Here is a 15700-nt window from a genome sequence, read left to right as displayed (position 1 = left end):
CTCAAACCTTGGATTTCATTGTTTTCGGTTTGCCCTGGCCCGAATTTCGCTTATGGCTGCGCTCACTCAAGCCAGGGGCGTCCTTGTCGGACGGGCACCTACGTCCGTTCGGCCTGAGCCACCAGAGAGCCATGCGAACGTTCGTCGAAGTCCTCCAGCAAAATTCGGTGCACGCCGATCGAGCGATCCGGTTCGTTCGCAGCTCGGGAGAGGAGCGGGCGATCAGCTACGCCGAGCTCTGGCTCGAGGCGCGGCGCCGGGCCCACGCGCTTCGCAAGCTCGGGCTCGCCAAGGGCGACCGCGTGGCGCTGATCCTGACCGAGGCCGACGAGTTCGTCCTGACCTTCGTGGGAGCGCTCACGGCCGGCATCGTCGCGGTCCCGATGTATCCGCCGCAGTCGCTGGCCAAGCTCGAGGCGTACAGCGAGACGGTGCAGCACATCCTTGAGGCGTCCGGCGCCAGCGTGCTCGTCACGAACGAGCAGCTCAAGGAGATGATCGACGCCTACCTCGCCTCGAGCAGCGAGGGCCGAGCCGCCCTGCCGGGGCTGCGCGTCGTCCTGGAGCGCGACCTGCGCGAGCCCGAGGGGTTCGACGCGTCGGACGCGGCGGAGCCCTGGCGGGTGTCCCTCGACGACCTCGCGTTCCTGCAGTTCACGTCGGGGAGCACCTCGCGGCCCAAGGGCGTGATGGTGACCCACCGCAACCTGACGGTGAACAGCCACGCGATCATGTTCGACGGGCTGCGCTCCACCCCGGAAGATCGCGGCGTCAGCTGGCTGCCCCTCTACCACGACATGGGGCTCATCGGCTTCGTCATCGCGCCGCTCTACGCGCTCGTGCCGGTGATGTTCCTGCCGACGACGGCGTTCATCCGCCGCCCCTCGCTCTGGCTCGACGCGATCCACAGGTTCCGCGGCACGATCACCTTCGCCCCGAACTTCGCCTTCGCCCTCGCGACGCGGGCCGTCACCGAGGCGCAGGCGGGCCAGTGGGATCTCTCGTGTCTGCGCGCGCTCGGGTGCGGGGCCGAGCCGATCCAGGCGGACGTGCTCGGCGCGTTCCTCGATCGCTTCCGCAAGCAGGGGCTCCGCCCGGAGAGCATCCTGCCCTCGTACGGCATGGCCGAGGCCACGCTGGCGATCACCTTCAGCGACCTCACGGCCCCGCTCACCACCGACCGCGTGGACGCGAAGGCGATGCAGGCGGGGAAGGCGCGGCCCGCGAACGGCGGCGCGTCGCTGGAGCTCGTCTCCTGCGGCCGTCCCCTCCCCTGCCACGAGCTCGCCATCGTGGGGCCCGACGGCGCGCCGCTCGGCGAGCGCGAGGTGGGCGAGATCTGGGTGCGCGGCCCGAGCGTCGCCGCCGGCTACTTCAACGAGCCGGAGGCGACCGAGGCGGCGTTCGGAGGGGGCTGGCTGCGGACCGGCGATCTCGGCTATACGGTTGCCGGCGAGGTGTACCTCTGCGGCCGCTCCAAGGATCTCATCATCCTCGGCGGCAAGAACTACTTCCCCCAGGACATCGAGCGCGTCGCGTCCTCCGTGGAGGGGGTGCGCGACGGCCACTGCGTGGCGTTCTCGTGCCTCACCGCGTCGGGCGCCGAGCGGGCCGTCGTCGTCGCCGAGGCCAAGCGCGGCGCGGGCGGCGTCGCGCAGGCGATCACCCAGGCCGTGCGCGCCCAGATCGGCGTCCAGCTGTCCGAGATCGCGCTCATCAAGCGGGGGACGCTGGCGAAGACGTCGAGCGGCAAGGTGCGGCGCCGCGAGATGAAGCGGCGATTCGAGGCCGGCGAGCTCGAGGTCGCCTCGGACGTTGACGAGGGCATCACGCCCTCCCCCCATGCCGACGTGGTCCGCACGAGCGGAGCGGCGGCGCGAAACGAAGGGGGCCGCGCGGGCGGCGCCCCGGCACGTGTCGAAGGAGTCATCGATGGGATCCAGTAAGGCCGAGGTCGAGGTCAGCTACGACGTCTCGAACGAGTTCTTCAGGCTGTGGCTCGACGAGCGCATGAACTACACGAGCGCCGTCTACGAGTCCCCCGAGCAGTCGCTCGAGGCCGCGCAGCTGAACAAGCTCCGGATCCTGTCGGACTTCGCCAAGGCGGGGCCCGAGAAGAAGGTCCTCGACATCGGCTGCGGGTGGGGCGCGGCGCTCGAGTACGTGGCCACGGCGCGCGGTGTGAAGCGCGCGGTCGGCGTCACCCTGTCCACCGCGCAGGCCGCCGAGGTGAACGCCCGCAAGCTCCCCGGCGTCGAGGTGGTCGGCGGGGATTTCCGGACCTTCACGACGTCCGAGCGGTTCGACAGCCTCATCTCGATCTGCATGATCGACCACCTGTGCTCGCCGGAGGAGGCGCGCCAGGGCAAGGCGATCGACATCTACCGGGCGTACTTCAAGAAGGCCTGGGAGCTCACGAACCAGGGCGCCTGGTTCGGCCTCCAGACCATCCTCCGCAACCGGACGCCGCGGATGACGCCGTGGGGCGGGCTCCCGGCCGGCACGAGGAAGGACCTCGAGGACATCTACTTCGTCACCCGGGAGATCTTCCCCGGCGGCCTGAACCCGCGGCTCGAGGACATCATCCAGGCGGCGAACCCCTACTGGGAGGTGATGCAGGTGAACACGCGGCGCGAGCACTACCAGCGCACCACCGCGGAGTGGCTCCGCCGGCTCCGGCTGAACGAGAAGACCATCCGGTCGACGTGGGGGGACAAGGTCTTCGACGACTACGATCGTTACCTGTCGACGTGCGTGAACGCGTTCGACAAGCACTACAGCTCCCTCGCTCAATACGAGCTTCGCAGGATCGACTGAACCATGACGGACAAGACCAATCTGCTCGAGATGTTCAAGACGGTTGCCGCTCGCGTGGACAGGCGCGAGTTCCCCAGCGTCACCGCGGCGTCGGTGATCACGGAGCTCGGCATCGACTCGCTCTCGATGATGCAGATCGTCGGAGAGATGGAGACCGAGCTCGGGATCATGATCCCGGACGAAGATCTGGTCGAGCTCATCACCGTGGGCGACCTCTGCAAGAAGGTCGGAGAGCGGCTGGAGGCGGGCGCATGAGCCGGCTCGAGGAGCAGATCTTCCAGGAGTACATGACCTTCTTCGAGAAGGCGGAGCGCGAGCGCCGCTGGAACCTCTTCGAGGACATCCCCTGGGATCGCGTGAACAAGGACGCCAGCGAGGAGCTCGCGCTCTGCGCGGAGACCTTCTGCTCGGTCGAGATGTACCTGCCCGACTACGTGTCGAACGGCATCAACCTCGTGCGCAGCTACTTCGGCCAGGCGTGGTTCCAGGCGAACTGGGCCTACGAGGAGTCGAAGCACTCGCTCACGCTGATGCAGTACCTCCTGCGGTCGGGCAAGCGCACCGAGGAGCAGCTCGCCGATCTGCAGCACCAGCTCTTCGCGAAGAAGTGGGATCTCCCGTTCCACACGCCGCGGCAGATGACCTTCTACGGCTGCGTGCAGGAGATGGCGACGTTCGTCATCTACGTGAAGCACCGGGAGCGGGCGGCGGGCGAGAACGACGAGTGCCTGCGAGCCGTCTACGACTACATCGCCCGCGACGAGATCGCCCACTGCCGCTTCTACCAGAGCGTCATCAAGGTGCTGCTCGAGGAGGACCGGCAGGGGACGCTCGCCGACATGGCGCACGTGTTCGCGAACTTCGAGATGCCGGGCGTCGGGATCGTCCCCGATTACGACTCGCGCATCCTGAAGATGCGCGAGGCCGGCGTCGATCGGAACGTGTTCATCCAGAAGGTCTACATGCCGATCCTCAAGTACCTCGGGGTGGGCCGGCACGAGATGCTCGCCGCCCAGCGCGCCGCGCTCGACCTGCGCCACGGCGCAGAGCGCCGCCGCGACACGTCGCTCGAGAGCCTCGCGGCCGCTCCCAACCTGAACGACGCCGGTCCGCAGGCGCTGTCCGCCTGAACCGTCCCCCGGCCCGCCCTGAACCCTCTCCCCCTCCCTGAAGCGAGCACGAGCAGTCCGATGCGAAGGCGGGTCGTCGTGACCGGGATCGGCGCCGTTTGCCCGCTGGGCAACGACGTCGAGACCACCTGGCAAAACCTCCTCGCCGGTCGGTCCGGCGTGGACTTCATCCGCGATTTCCCCGTCGACAAGCTCCGCAGCGACATCGCCGCCAGCGTGAAGGAGTTCGACGTCGGAAAGTACCTGTCGCCCAAGGAGGCGGACATCTACGGCCGGGTGACCCACCTGAGCCTCGCGGCCGCGGTGGAGGCGCTGCGCGAGGCGGGCATCGCGCCGCTCGAGCGCGCGCCCGCCGCGGACCACGAGGCGGCGGAGGGCGCCCAGGCGCCGGGCGGCGGCGGCCTCGACCGGACCCGGATCGGGTGCCTGATGTCGACCGGGATGGGCTCCGTCGATATCTTCGAGGAGCAGATCGCCCGGAGCGCGGCGCGCGGCCCGAGGGCCGTGTCGCCTTACTTCATCCCGGGCGTCATGCCGAACGGCGCGGCGGCGCTCATCGCCATGCGCTACGGGCTCATGGGGCCGTCGTACAACCTCGCGAGCGCGTGCGCGACGGGCACGCACTCGATCGCGACCTCGGCCCTCATGATCGAGGCGGGGGAGGCCGACGTGATGGTCGCGGGGGGCGCCGAGGCCGCGACGCGGCTCAACACCGTCGCGGGGTTCGGCAACGCGAAGGCGCTCGCCAGGGCCCTCGACGGCGACCCGACGCGCGCGAGCCGCCCGTTCGACCGGCGGCGCCACGGCTTCGTGATGGGCGAGGGCGCGGGCGCGCTCGTGCTCGAGGAGGAGCAGCACGCGCGGGCGCGCGGCGCGAAGCCGCTCGCCCTCGTGGCCGGCTTCGGGATGACCACGGACGCGCAGCACCTCACGCGGCCGCACTCGACCGGGCTCGGGCTCGCGCTCTCGCTGGAGCGCGCCCTCGCCAGGGCGGGCGTCGCGCCGGAGGCGATCGGGTACATCAACCCGCACGCGACCTCGACGCCGCAGGGCGACGCCGCCGAGGTGCTCGCGCTGCGGCGGGTCTTCGGCGAGCGCCTCGCGCGCATCCCGATCTCGGCGACAAAGTCGATGATCGGGCACCTGCTCGGCGGCGCCGGCGCCGTGGAGACGATCGCCGTCGTGTGCTCGCTGCGCGACCAGCTGCTGCACCCGTCGATCAACGTGGATGAGCTCGATCCGGATTGCTCCCTGGACGTCGTGCGCGAGCAGCGCTCGGTCGACCTGCGTCACGCGCTGAAGTGCTCTGCGGGCTTCGGCGGGCACAACTGCGCCCTCGTGCTGGAGCGGGCGTAGCCCAGAGCGGGCCTGGCCCAGACGCCCAAGCCCGCTGCGGCCCGGCTGGCGGTCCCCCTCGCCCGGCGCTAGGTGGGCTCCATGGCATCCCCCACGAACCGGCTCGCGAGCGAGTCGTCGCCGTACCTCCTGCAGCACGCACACAACCCGGTCGCGTGGTACCCGTGGGGGGGCGAGGCGCTCGATCTCGCGCGGCGCGAGGACAGGCCGATCCTCCTGTCCATCGGTTACGCCGCCTGTCACTGGTGCCACGTCATGGAGCGCGAGTCGTTCGAGGACGAGGCGATCGCCCGGCGCATGAACGAGCTCTTCGTGAACATCAAGGTCGATCGGGAGGAGCGCCCCGACCTCGATCACATCTACCAGCTCGTCGTGCAGCTCATGGGCCGGAGCGGCGGCTGGCCGCTGACGGTGTTCCTCACGCCCGACCAGCGGCCCTTCTTCGCGGGCACCTACTTCCCGCCGAAGGACCAGCACGGCATGCCCGGCTTCCCGAAGGTCCTCGACGCGGTCGCCGACGCCTACAGGAGCCGGCGCGACGAGGTCGAGCTCCAGGCGAACGAGATCACCCAGGCGATCGAGCGCGTGCAGCGCGCGCCGGCGACCGCCGCCGCCGGGGCGGCGAGCGCCGTCGAGCCCGCCTCGTCGGACCTGCTCCGGCGCGCGTCGCGGCAGCTGCTCGCGCGCTTCGACAGCCGCCACGGCGGCATCGGATCGCGGCCGAAGTTCCCGAACACGATGTCGCTCGACGTGCTGCTACGCCGCGGCGTGCTGGAGGGCGATCGCGCCGCGGCGGAGAGCGTCGAGCTCACGCTGGACAGGATGCGCGACGGCGGCATCTGGGACCACCTGCGCGGCGGCTTCCACCGCTACTCCACGGACGAGCGCTGGCTCGTGCCCCACTTCGAGAAGATGCTCTACGACAACGCGCTCCTCCTGCGCCTGTACGTCGACGGCTTCCGCGCGTTCAAGAGGCCGATCTACGCCGAGACGGCGCGCGAGATCGTGGGCTACCTGTTCGCCGAGATGCGCGACCCGGAGGGCGGGTTCTACGCGTCGCAGGACGCCGACTCCGAGGGGAGCGAGGGCAAGTTCTTCGTGTGGACGCTCGACCAGCTGCGCGCGGCGCTCGGCGAGGATCAGCTCGCTTACGACGTGGCCCGCCTCGTCTTCGGCATCACGGAGGAAGGCAACTTCGAGCACACCGGCGCGACGGTGCTCTCGCAGCACCGCACGCTGGAGCAGGCCGCGGCAGTCCTCGACGGGGGCGCCGGAGGAGACGCCGCGGCGCACCTCGAGCGCTGCCGCGAGGCGCTCGCGCGCGCCCGGGTCAAGATGCTCGCCGCGCGCGAGGCGAGGCCCCGGCCGGCGCGCGACGACAAGGTGCTCGCGAGCTGGAACGGGCTGCTCCTCGGGGCGCTCGCCGACGCGGGCCGCGCCCTGGATGAGCCCGCCTGGGTCGACGCCGCGGCGCGCGCCTTCGCGGTGCTCGAGCAGAAGCTCATCCGCGGCGGCCGCGTCGGCCGTTACCTCAAGGACGGCGCGCCCGCGGGCGCGAAGGCGGAGGGCGGCGGCGCGGGCGACGTGCGGCCGGGGTTCCTGGACGACCAGGCGTACCTCGGGAACGCGGCCCTCGACCTGTACGAAGCCACCTCCGATCCGCGCTACGTCAGCGTCGCGCGCGCGATCGCCGACGCGATGATCGCGCACCACTGGGACGACGCGGCGCGCGGGTTCTTCTTCACCCCCGACGACGGCGACGCGCTGATCGCGCGCACGCAGGACATCTACGATCAGGCGGCGCCGTCGGCCGTCTCGATGGCGGCGCTCCTCTGCCTGCGCCTCGCCGAGATCGCCGACGAGCGCTACCTACCGCCGGCAGAGCGGCAGCTCGAGGCCCTCGCGCCGGCCGCCCTCGAGAACCCGTTCGGGCTCGGCCAGACCGTGTGCGTGCTCGACCGCCTCGCGCGCGGCAGCGTGACGGTGGTCGTGGTCGGTGAGGCGGGCTCGACAGCGGCTGGAGGACTCGCGCGCGAGGCGTTCGGGACCTACCTGCCGAACCGGGCGATCGTCCTCGTGGATCCGGCGCGCCCGGAGACGGCCGCGGCGGCGCAGGTCGTCGCCGAGGGCAAGCCGGCGCGCTCCGGCGCGGCCGTGGCCTACGTCTGCCGCGGGCGAACGTGCTCGGCCCCGGTGACGACGCCGGACGAGCTCAGGGCGCTGCTGGGGTAGCGCGGCACGCGCCGAGCTCGCACGGTCCGCGCGCCGGGGCGCTCGTGCAGGAGCAGCCGGACACCGGGCCGGGCGCGTGGGTTTGCGCGCACCCGCGTCCGACGCCCTCGGCGCGGGCCTCGGTCGGCGAGCAGACCTCCACGTCCAGCTTCGCGTCGGCGTCGAAGTCCGTGACGAAGATGCAGCTGCAGCGATAGGGCGTGCCCTCGTCCGGGCGGCACGCGGCGGCGAGGACTGCACACAGCAGAGCTCCCGCGCGCGCCGCCCGGCGCTGGCATCTAGGGCGTGACCGTACCGCCACTGCCGCCGCCGGTGGTGTTGCCGGAGGCCTTGTTGCCGCCCGTGTTGCTCTCCCGGATGTGGAACTCGACGCGCCGGTTCTTCTGGCGCCCGGCCTCGGTGTTGTTGCTCTCGATCGGCCGCCGCGGCCCGAAGCCCGCCGCCGTGAGCCGGGCAGGGTCGATGCCGCCGCGCTCGATGAGGTAGGTCCTCACCGAGTGGGCGCGATCGTTGGAGAGCCGCTCGTTGAGCTGGTCAGGCCCGCGGTTGTCCGTGTGGCCCTCGATCGCGACGAGCCCGATCTCGGGGTTCACCTTGAGCAGCCGGACGACCTCGTCGAGGATGCCGTAGCTGTTCGGCAGGATCCTCGCGCTGCCCGTCGCGAACTGCACCTGCTTCAGGATCTGGATCTCGCTCGATCCCGTGATGCGGCGGATGAACTGCGGGCAGCCGTTCTTGGCCGGATCGGTGCTCGGCTCGCCCGGCTCCTTGGGGCACGCGTCCTTCGCGTCCGGGATCTTGTCCTCGTCGGCGTCGTCCTCCGGGCAGCCGTCGGCGTCGTTGATCTTGTCGAAATCCTCGGGCTCATCCGGGCACTTGTCGCTGACGTCGGGGATGCCGTCGCCGTCGCGGTCGGGCAGCGCCGGGCAGCCGTCGCTGGAGTTCGGCGGCTTGTTGTCCTCGGGATCGGTCGGGCAGAGATCGATGTCGTCCGGGTAGCCGTCCTTGTCGGTGTCCGCGGCGCGCGGCGGGAGCGCCTTGAAGCGTGCGCCCGGCGACATGGGCTCGACATCCGAGATGCCGAACGCGTAGCCGAGGACCCCGGTCAGCCGGAAATCCGGCGCGTAGCCCCCGGTGAGGCGCGTGCCACCGCCGACACCGAGCCACGCCTTCTTCCGCTGGTCGAGGGCGAGCCGCCCCTCGGCCATCCACTCGAGCGGGGTGTTGTCCCCGGTGAACGTCGTGCCCCGACCGAGGCCGGTCGACCCGAAGATCTGCGCGCCGAGCCGCAAGGTCCCGTTCCGCAGCGGCACGAAGCCGCCGATACCCCACCGCCACTCGTGCGACACGTTGAAGTCGTTGAGCGAGGCGTACGGCCGGAACTGCACTCCGGTGTTGAGAACGAAGAACATGGATCTGAGGTCGATCTCGCCCGAGAGCCCGATCAGCGTGCTCGTGCTCTTGTCGCCGGCGAACGAGAACCTGTGGCCCGTCGGCACCCACGCGGCCGCGTTGACGCCCAGCTTGAAGAAGCGATCGTCGGAGCGGTACAGGACCGCCCGCGCGTCGAGCCGCAGGTCCATGATCGCGGCGCTCGACGGGCTCGCCGCGTCCTGCGCGCCGGCGATGATCGCGTCGTTCGTCTGGTTGCTCGTCTGCAAGCCGATGAACGGCAGCCCCACTTGGACGCTGAAGCGGTCGAGGAACTCGACGCCTCCGTTGAGGTACCCGATGAGCTGCGACGACACCGGCGCGCCGTGCTTCCTGCTGAAGAGCTGCGCGGACCGCTCGTCGTTCAGCATGTTCTCGATCCGGAAGGGGTTGAGCCCGAAGCCGAGCCCGAACTGCCCGAAAAAGCGCGTCTCCGGCGCCACCTGCGGCCTCCAGAGCGCGATCGAATCCTCGGGAGCGCCGGCCATGTAGAGCCGGTCCAGGTAGAACGTCCTCGTCTGTGCGCTGGCAGGGAGCGCGCTCAGGAACATTGCTCCCGCCGCAGCAACGCCCAGCGCGCGTCGCGTGACGCCCCGCGCAGCCACGTGCCGCTTCTCCCCCACATGTCCTCCGGTGCGCGTCAAATTCCCTCCTGTGGCCCGTCTAGAACGGCCCCCGCGGTCGATCGGAGGCTACACGCTAACCCAGGTACCTAGAAAGGTGAGAGAGAACGGCGAACCAAGGCGGCGCCGCGTCGTCTGGTGTTGACCTGGGCCGAACGTCGTGCTTTCTTGCGCGCCCGCTTGACGTGCGGCCAGGTCGCCGCCGTTCGCGGTCCAGAACGCCAAGGGACCACCAGCCATGAAGCGCACCTACCAGCCCCATAACACCCGCCGCGCCCGGACTCACGGCTTCCGTGCGCGTATGGCGACCGCCGGCGGTCGCAAGATCATCAACAACCGCCGCCGCAAGGGCCGCGCCCGGCTCTCGACCACCATCTACAAGAAGTAACGCGAGCGTGACGGCGCCAGCGCGCCCGCGCTCGTCGGCGTCCCCCCCCTCGTCGTTCCCCCGCGGGCGCCGCATCCGCAAGCGGGCCGATTTCGTTCGCATCCAGAACGGCGGTCATCGCGTCAACACCCGGCACCTGCTGATCCTCGTTGCGGCCCCCACCGACGCGCCCGCTCGCGGCGCGGAGAAGGGCGAGGCGCCCGCCCCCGCTCCCGTACCGGGTGCGCTTCGGCTGGGCCTCGTCGCCTCGCGCAAGGTCGGCGACGCCGTGGCCCGCAACCGTGCGAAGCGCCTGCTCAGGGAGGCATTCCGGAGGTTCCCGGAGCTCTTCCCGGAGCGCGTCGACATCGTGGTGATCCTGCGCACCGGCGCCGGCTCGCTCGGCCTCGAGGACGTGCTCGCGGAGCTGCGCAGCGTGGTCCCGGTGCTCCGGCGCAGGGCACGGGACGCGCTCGCCGCCGCGCCATCCCTCACCGGCGCGCCCGCGGCTGCGGACGAGCGCGGCGCAGAAGATCCGCCCGCCCGATGACGAGGCTTACCTTGCGCCGTGGTGCGCTGAGCCCCAAGCTCCCCGCTCACTCACGGGTCACCGCATGCTGGCGAAGCTCCTCCTCGCGCTGATCCGCGCCTACCAGATGACGCTCTCCAGGGTCATCGTGGCGTTGATGGGCCCGGTCTGCCGGTTCGAGCCTTCCTGCTCGCGCTACGCCGCCGCCTGCATCCTGGGTCACGGAGCGCTTCGGGGGAGCTTGCTTTCGCTCAAGCGACTGTGTAGGTGTCACCCGTTTCATCCGGGCGGGTTCGACCCTCCGCCACCACCTCGTCTTCCCCGTGACGCGGCGGCTCGGACGCCGACGCAACGGGACGTTGACCCGCGGGATACGGCACGCTGTTCGGCTACTGGCACGGAGCTCGCCTCGCACGCCTCGCCCCCTCGGCGAGCGGGCTTCAGCGGCCGGGTCACTCTCATGGACTAATCCCGCTCGACCATCGACAAGGCCCCGGCGGCACGGCGCCCGACAAGCCGCGGAGCAAAGCCCGTCCGAAGCGACGCTGGGCAGCCTCGTGAGGCGTCACGTGGCGCCAGCAGCGAAGGGCGCGGCTCGAGATCCTGGGATCGACGAAGGACTTCATGGAACGCAGCAATATCGCCAAATGGCTGTTCCTCGGCCTCGCCATCATCCTGTTCATCCAGTTCGGCAAGCCGCTCCTCTTCGGTGAGAGCGCGGAACAGTTCCAGCCGCTCGACGTGAACGACAGCACCGCCCCCGCGGAGCGCGCCCCCGCGGAGGCGTGCGTCATCGACGGAGATCGGTTCAAGGCGGAGCTCTCCACGCGGGGCGCGTCGGTCCGGCACCTCTGGATGACCGACCCGAAGTACACGACGGGGAACGGCGAGCACAGGCCGATGGACCTGGTCACGACCTCGCTCGAGTCGCGGATGCCCCTGAGGACGGACCTGCGCCTGCCGGGCGGCAACGCGCAGCAGGTGCCGTTCCACGACCTCGACTGGAAGCTCTCGGCGCAGGACGGCAAGAGCTGCACCTTCACCTACACCGACGACACGACGAGGCTGACCAAGGTCGTCGCCGCCTCCGGGCGCCCTTACGAGCTTTCGCTGCAACTGACGGTCGAGAACGCCGGCCAGGAGCCGCGCAAGCACCGGTTCGCGGTCGAGCAGACCTCGTGGCGAACCCAGAAGGAAACCGAGGGCCACCTCGGCCTGCTCTCGGAGTGGATCACCGAGACGGTCGCCTCGACCGATCAGACGACCGAGCGGCAGCACCCCGACGCCTTCGAGCCCAAGGACTTCGAGGACAAGGAGTTCACCGCCGAGCGCTGGCGGCGCACGCCGGGCAACGCGCGGTTTGCCGCGGTCGCGAGCAGCTACTTCAGCAAGATCGCGATCCCGCTGGAAGGGCCCGGGAAGCCCGTGGCCGAGACGCAGATCGAGGAGATCTGGGACACGTCGAAGTTCCAGCAGAAGGGCAATGACCCGACCTTCGGGCACGTCTACCGCGCGCGGCTCGCTTACCCCGAGCACGAGCTCGCGCCCGGCGGCGCGGTGACCTACAAGGTCCTCTCCTTCACCGGCCCGAAGGAGCGCGACCTGCTCGCCGCCGTGGACCACGGAGCGAGCGAGGTCATCAACCTCGGCTGGTTCTCGCCGATCGCGAAGCTCCTCGTCTCGTATCTCTATGTCCTCTACGGCGCGGTGGGCAGCTGGGGCTGGGCCATCGTCCTGCTCACCATCACCGTCCGGCTCCTGCTCTTCCCGCTGAGCATCCAGCAGATCAAGAGCGCCGCGGCGATGCGCAAGCTCAAGCCGGAGATGGATGAGATCAACGCGAGGTACAAGGACGACGCCACCCAGCGCGGCCTCGCGATGCAGGAGCTCTGGCGCAAGAACAAGGTCGCCAACCCGGTCATCGGCTGCTTCCCGATGCTGCTCCAGATGCCGGTATGGTTCGCCCTCTACACCGCGCTCCAGACCGCGGTGGAGCTCTACCACACCCCGTTCGGCCCCGTGATCCCGGACCTGTCGGCCCCGGGCAAGTACTTCATCATCCCCATCGTCCTCGGCGCCTCGAGCTTCATCCAGCAGAAGCTCATGCCCCCGCAGGGCGACCCTGCGCAGCAGAAGATGATGCTGTACCTGATGCCCGGCATCTTCACCGCCATGATGCTCTTCCTCCCGGCCGGCCTCGGCGTTTACATGCTGACCAACACCTGGCTCGGCATCGGCCAGCAGTTGCTCGTCGAGCGGTACCTGAAGGCGAGGGACGAACGGGCCGCCGGTATCGAGGTGCGAGAGATCGCGAGCGCGGAGCCCCAATCCGCGACGAAGAAGACTCCGGGCGACGACAAGTCGGCGCCTGCTCTCGGAAAGGGAAAAGCACGTGTCCGTGGATAGTGAAGCTGCCGAAAGGGGAATCGACGCGGCGGATGTCGATGCAGAGGCGCAGGGCGCTGGCGACGTGGCCGAGTTCGAGGAGGACGGACGCGCCGACATCGCGCTCGACTTCGTCATCGATGTGCTCGCGTCGATGGGCATGGACTGCACCGTCGATCTCCTCGAGAACGAGGAGGAGGATCCGCCCGAGGAGATCCGCCTCGAGGTCGAGGGGAAGGATGCGGGTCGCGTGATCGGCAAGAAGGGGCAGACGCTCGCGGCGCTGCAGTTCCTCGCCAACCGCGTGATCAACCGGCCGGGCAAGAAACGGCGCCACGTGATCATCGACGCCGAGGGCTACCGGCAACGACGCGAGGACACGCTCTCGTCCATGGCGCGCCGCCTGGGCAAGCAGGCGGTCGAGGAGGGCAAGATCATCACGTTCGAGCCGATGAACCCGCAGGATCGCCGCGTCGTCCACCTGGCCCTGGCGAAATTCCCCGGCGTCGTCACGAAGAGCGACGGTGAGGGAGAGGCCCGCCGCGTGCAAATCATCCCCGTCCGCCGCTGAAGCAGAGAGCTCGCGCGCAGAGCCGCGCGAGAGCGCGCAGTTGCGCCGTTGCCGGCGTTGACACCGGATCGCCCGCATGCATAATGCCGCACCTCTCCGGTACCCCCCGGGGAGGTGCGCGGGCCGAGCTCGCGCCCATGCTTCCGGAACCGCGACCGGGCAAGCATCTGCGTCATGGCGTGAAGCACCGGGCCGCTCGCGGCCCCCGCTCCGCCGGATGCAGTCCACAAACGGCGGCGGCCCTGCCCCCTGAGCACGGGACCGCGAAGACGGATCCCCGACCCTTTGAAGGATTGACCGACCATGCAGACCTCGAACATCCTCGCGAAGATCGAAGCGCCCCTGTTCCGCGAGGGGATCCCGGATTTCCGCGTCGGCGATACGGTGCGCGTCCACTACCGGATCGTCGAGGGCGAGAAGGAGCGCATCCAGGTGTTCCAGGGTGTGGTGCTGAAGCGCCACCGCGCCGGGGTCCGGAGCACGTTCACCGTGCGCAAGGTGAGCTTCACGATCGGTGTCGAGCGCATCTTCCTCCTCCACAGCCCCCGCATCGACAAGGTCGAGATCGTCTCGCGCGGCGTGGTCCGCCGCTCGCGGCTGTTCTACCTGCGCAACCTCGCCGGCAAGGCCGCCCGCGTCCGCGACGCGAAGGATTGAGCCTCGCAGGCCGGCGTCCCGGCCGCGCGGACAGACGCAGCGCGCTCCCGCAGAGCCGATGGCCAGGTGGCAGCCGCCCCCTGGCCCGCAGCGCGCGAGCAGGCGCGTCCATGGCGCAGCGCTGCAGCCGGCGCGCGCCGAACGGCGCTGCATGCAGGCGTGTGCGTGCCGCATTGTCGGCCGCCAGCAAGGATTCCCGCATACTTCTTCTTGATCCTCGGCCGAGCGCCCACGGTATGCTCGCGGCGGCGGCGCCGCGGCGCCGCGAAACCCGAGAAGGATCACCATGCTCTGTCCGCGTTGCGGTGCGCCCGCGACCCCCGCCGATAAATTCTGCGCTGTGTGCGCCTCGCCGCTCGCTCCCTCCGGGCCCGGAGCGTTCGGGGCGCCGCCTCCGCCGCCGCCGCCTCCTCCTCCGCCGTTTCCTGCACCGGGCTTCGGCTCGCCCCCTGAGCCTCCCAACTTCGGCTCACCGGGCGGTGGTTTCGGTCCGCCTCCGCCGGTTCCCTTCGGGGCTCCTCCAGGTTCGCCCCCCGGATTCCCGCCGGCGCCCGAGGGCGGCTCGTCGAGCTTCGGCCCCCCGCCGCCCTTCGGGTCGCAGCCCGGTGGCTACGGCGCTCCCCCGCCACCTCCTCCGCTGCCGCTGAAGCCACCTCCGTTCCCGCCCGAGCCGCCGATCTACGGCGGGCAGGGCGGCGGCTATGGCTCGGCCCCGGGCTTCCCGGAGCAGCAGGGCGGCTATCCCGGCTCCCCGCGGCCCGGCTTCGGTCCTCCTCCGCAGCCGCAGGGCGCGCGCTGCGTACAGGGGCACGCGATCCCGGCGGGCGGCTCGTTCTGCATGGAGGGAGGCCACCCGATCGCCCTCGACGGTATCCAGATGAGCGGCGACGCCTTCAACCAGACGACGCACGCGCCAAACCAGCCAGGGCCGTCCGCGCCGCCGCCCGTGCAGCAGGGGGGCGGCATGGGGGGCTACCCAGGGCCGTCCGCGCCGCCGCCCGTGCAGCAGGGGGGCGGCATGGGGGGCTACCCGGGGCCGTCCGCGCCGCCGCCCGTGCAGCAGGGGGGCAGCATGGGGGGCTACGGCGAGCCTCCTCCACCCCAGCAGCACATGCCCCAGCCGGCGCCGCCGCCTCAGTACATGTCCGCCCCTCCGGCTGTGCACCCGTCCACGCCGGCGTCGCCGAGGGCCATCGGGCAGGACCGACGCGCCCTCGCCGGCTTCCTCGTGAGCTTCCAGGACGACCCGCTCGGTCGGTTCTGGCCGCTCTGGCAAGGCAAGAACGTCGTCGGCCGCGCCGAGACAGGACAGAAGGTCGACATCGAGATAGCCCACGGAACGACCTCCACGCACCACGCGACGATCGAGATCGACAACGGCCGGCTCGTCCTCGCCGATCTCGGCTCCACCAACGGGACGTTCCACAACGAGGAGGCGGTCGGCTTCCAGGGCCGACGAGAGCTACGCGATGGCGACAAGATCCGCTTCGGCGGGTTCAGCGTCATCCTGTTCAACGTGGCCACGCGGGCCTGACGGGCCCATCGCACGAGGAGAGGCGTTGCCGAGCCTGGCCCCCTTCCCTCGCGACGTTCCACCGGCAC

14 protein-coding genes are annotated in these 15700 nt (G+C 70.4%); 13 read left to right on the top strand and 1 reads right to left on the bottom strand.

The genetic code is table 11. The features are described from left to right. Positions 1-131: 131 nt before the first annotated feature. From WMF17_RS12720 to WMF17_RS12695, 6 genes are all read left to right on the top strand, one after another. Complete coding sequence (locus tag WMF17_RS12720) at positions 132-1946, top strand: fatty acyl-AMP ligase (RefSeq protein ID WP_437602310.1); 1815 nt, start codon at positions 132-134, stop codon at positions 1944-1946. Then, positions 1933-2817, top strand: a complete 885-nt coding sequence (locus WMF17_RS12715; protein WP_437602309.1) for a class I SAM-dependent methyltransferase — start codon at positions 1933-1935, stop codon at positions 2815-2817. The genes WMF17_RS12720 and WMF17_RS12715 overlap by 14 nt, the downstream gene beginning before the upstream one ends. A 3-nt stretch (positions 2818-2820) precedes the next feature. After that, positions 2821-3072, top strand: a complete 252-nt coding sequence (locus tag WMF17_RS12710; protein WP_437602308.1) for an acyl carrier protein — start codon at positions 2821-2823, stop codon at positions 3070-3072. Beyond that, positions 3069-3947: an acyl-ACP desaturase gene (locus WMF17_RS12705; protein ID WP_437602307.1), complete on the top strand. Its 879-nt coding sequence runs from the start codon at positions 3069-3071 to the stop codon at positions 3945-3947. The genes WMF17_RS12710 and WMF17_RS12705 overlap by 4 nt, the downstream gene beginning before the upstream one ends. 60 nt (positions 3948-4007) lie before the next feature. Beyond that, the gene (locus WMF17_RS12700) at positions 4008-5303 is read left to right on the top strand and encodes a beta-ketoacyl-[acyl-carrier-protein] synthase family protein (RefSeq protein WP_437649621.1); all 1296 of its coding nucleotides are present in this window, start codon (positions 4008-4010) and stop codon (positions 5301-5303) included. Positions 5304-5384: 81 nt separating this feature from the next. Beyond that, entirely contained in the window at positions 5385-7535 is a 2151-nt protein-coding gene (locus tag WMF17_RS12695) for a thioredoxin domain-containing protein (RefSeq protein ID WP_437602305.1), read from the top strand. 278 nt (positions 7536-7813) lie between these two features. Here the strand turns inward: WMF17_RS12695 and WMF17_RS12690 are convergent, their stop codons facing one another. Then, entirely contained in the window at positions 7814-9517 is a 1704-nt protein-coding gene (locus WMF17_RS12690; protein WP_437602304.1) for an OmpA family protein, read from the bottom strand. Between the two features lie 310 nt (positions 9518-9827). Here WMF17_RS12690 and rpmH point away from each other — a divergent pair, with 310 nt between their 5' ends. From rpmH to WMF17_RS12655, 7 genes are all read left to right on the top strand, one after another. Beyond that, positions 9828-9977, top strand: coding sequence for a 50S ribosomal protein L34 (gene rpmH, locus WMF17_RS12685; RefSeq protein ID WP_437490053.1), 150 nt, complete (start codon positions 9828-9830; stop codon positions 9975-9977). 7 nt (positions 9978-9984) lie between these two features. Further along, positions 9985-10506 (top strand): ribonuclease P protein component, encoded by a 522-nt coding sequence (gene rnpA, locus WMF17_RS12680; protein WP_437602303.1) that lies wholly within the window; start codon positions 9985-9987, stop codon positions 10504-10506. Positions 10507-10570: 64 nt separating this feature from the next. Next, a complete protein-coding gene (gene yidD / locus WMF17_RS12675) occupies positions 10571-10954 on the top strand; it encodes a membrane protein insertion efficiency factor YidD (protein ID WP_437602302.1) in 384 nt (127 codons plus the stop codon). A gap of 155 nt (positions 10955-11109) precedes the next feature. Beyond that, positions 11110-12891 (top strand): membrane protein insertase YidC, encoded by a 1782-nt coding sequence (gene yidC / locus WMF17_RS12670; RefSeq protein ID WP_437602301.1) that lies wholly within the window; start codon positions 11110-11112, stop codon positions 12889-12891. Further along, the gene (locus WMF17_RS12665) at positions 12884-13441 is read left to right on the top strand and encodes a protein jag (protein ID WP_437602300.1); all 558 of its coding nucleotides are present in this window, start codon (positions 12884-12886) and stop codon (positions 13439-13441) included. Before yidC ends, WMF17_RS12665 begins: the two co-directional genes overlap by 8 nt. Before the next feature lie 303 nt (positions 13442-13744). Next, complete coding sequence (rplS, locus tag WMF17_RS12660) at positions 13745-14098, top strand: 50S ribosomal protein L19 (RefSeq protein WP_437602299.1); 354 nt, start codon at positions 13745-13747, stop codon at positions 14096-14098. Between the two features lie 286 nt (positions 14099-14384). Then, positions 14385-15632 (top strand): FHA domain-containing protein, encoded by a 1248-nt coding sequence (locus WMF17_RS12655; RefSeq protein ID WP_437649619.1) that lies wholly within the window; start codon positions 14385-14387, stop codon positions 15630-15632. Positions 15633-15700 lie beyond the last annotated feature (68 nt).

It is taken from the genome of Sorangium sp. So ce362, from assembly GCF_051519845.1.
Classification (GTDB): Bacteria; Myxococcota_A; Polyangia; order Polyangiales; family Polyangiaceae; genus Sorangium.
The sequence above is the reverse complement of the archived record's forward strand: the minus strand, read 5'-3'. Positions and strand labels throughout refer to the sequence as shown.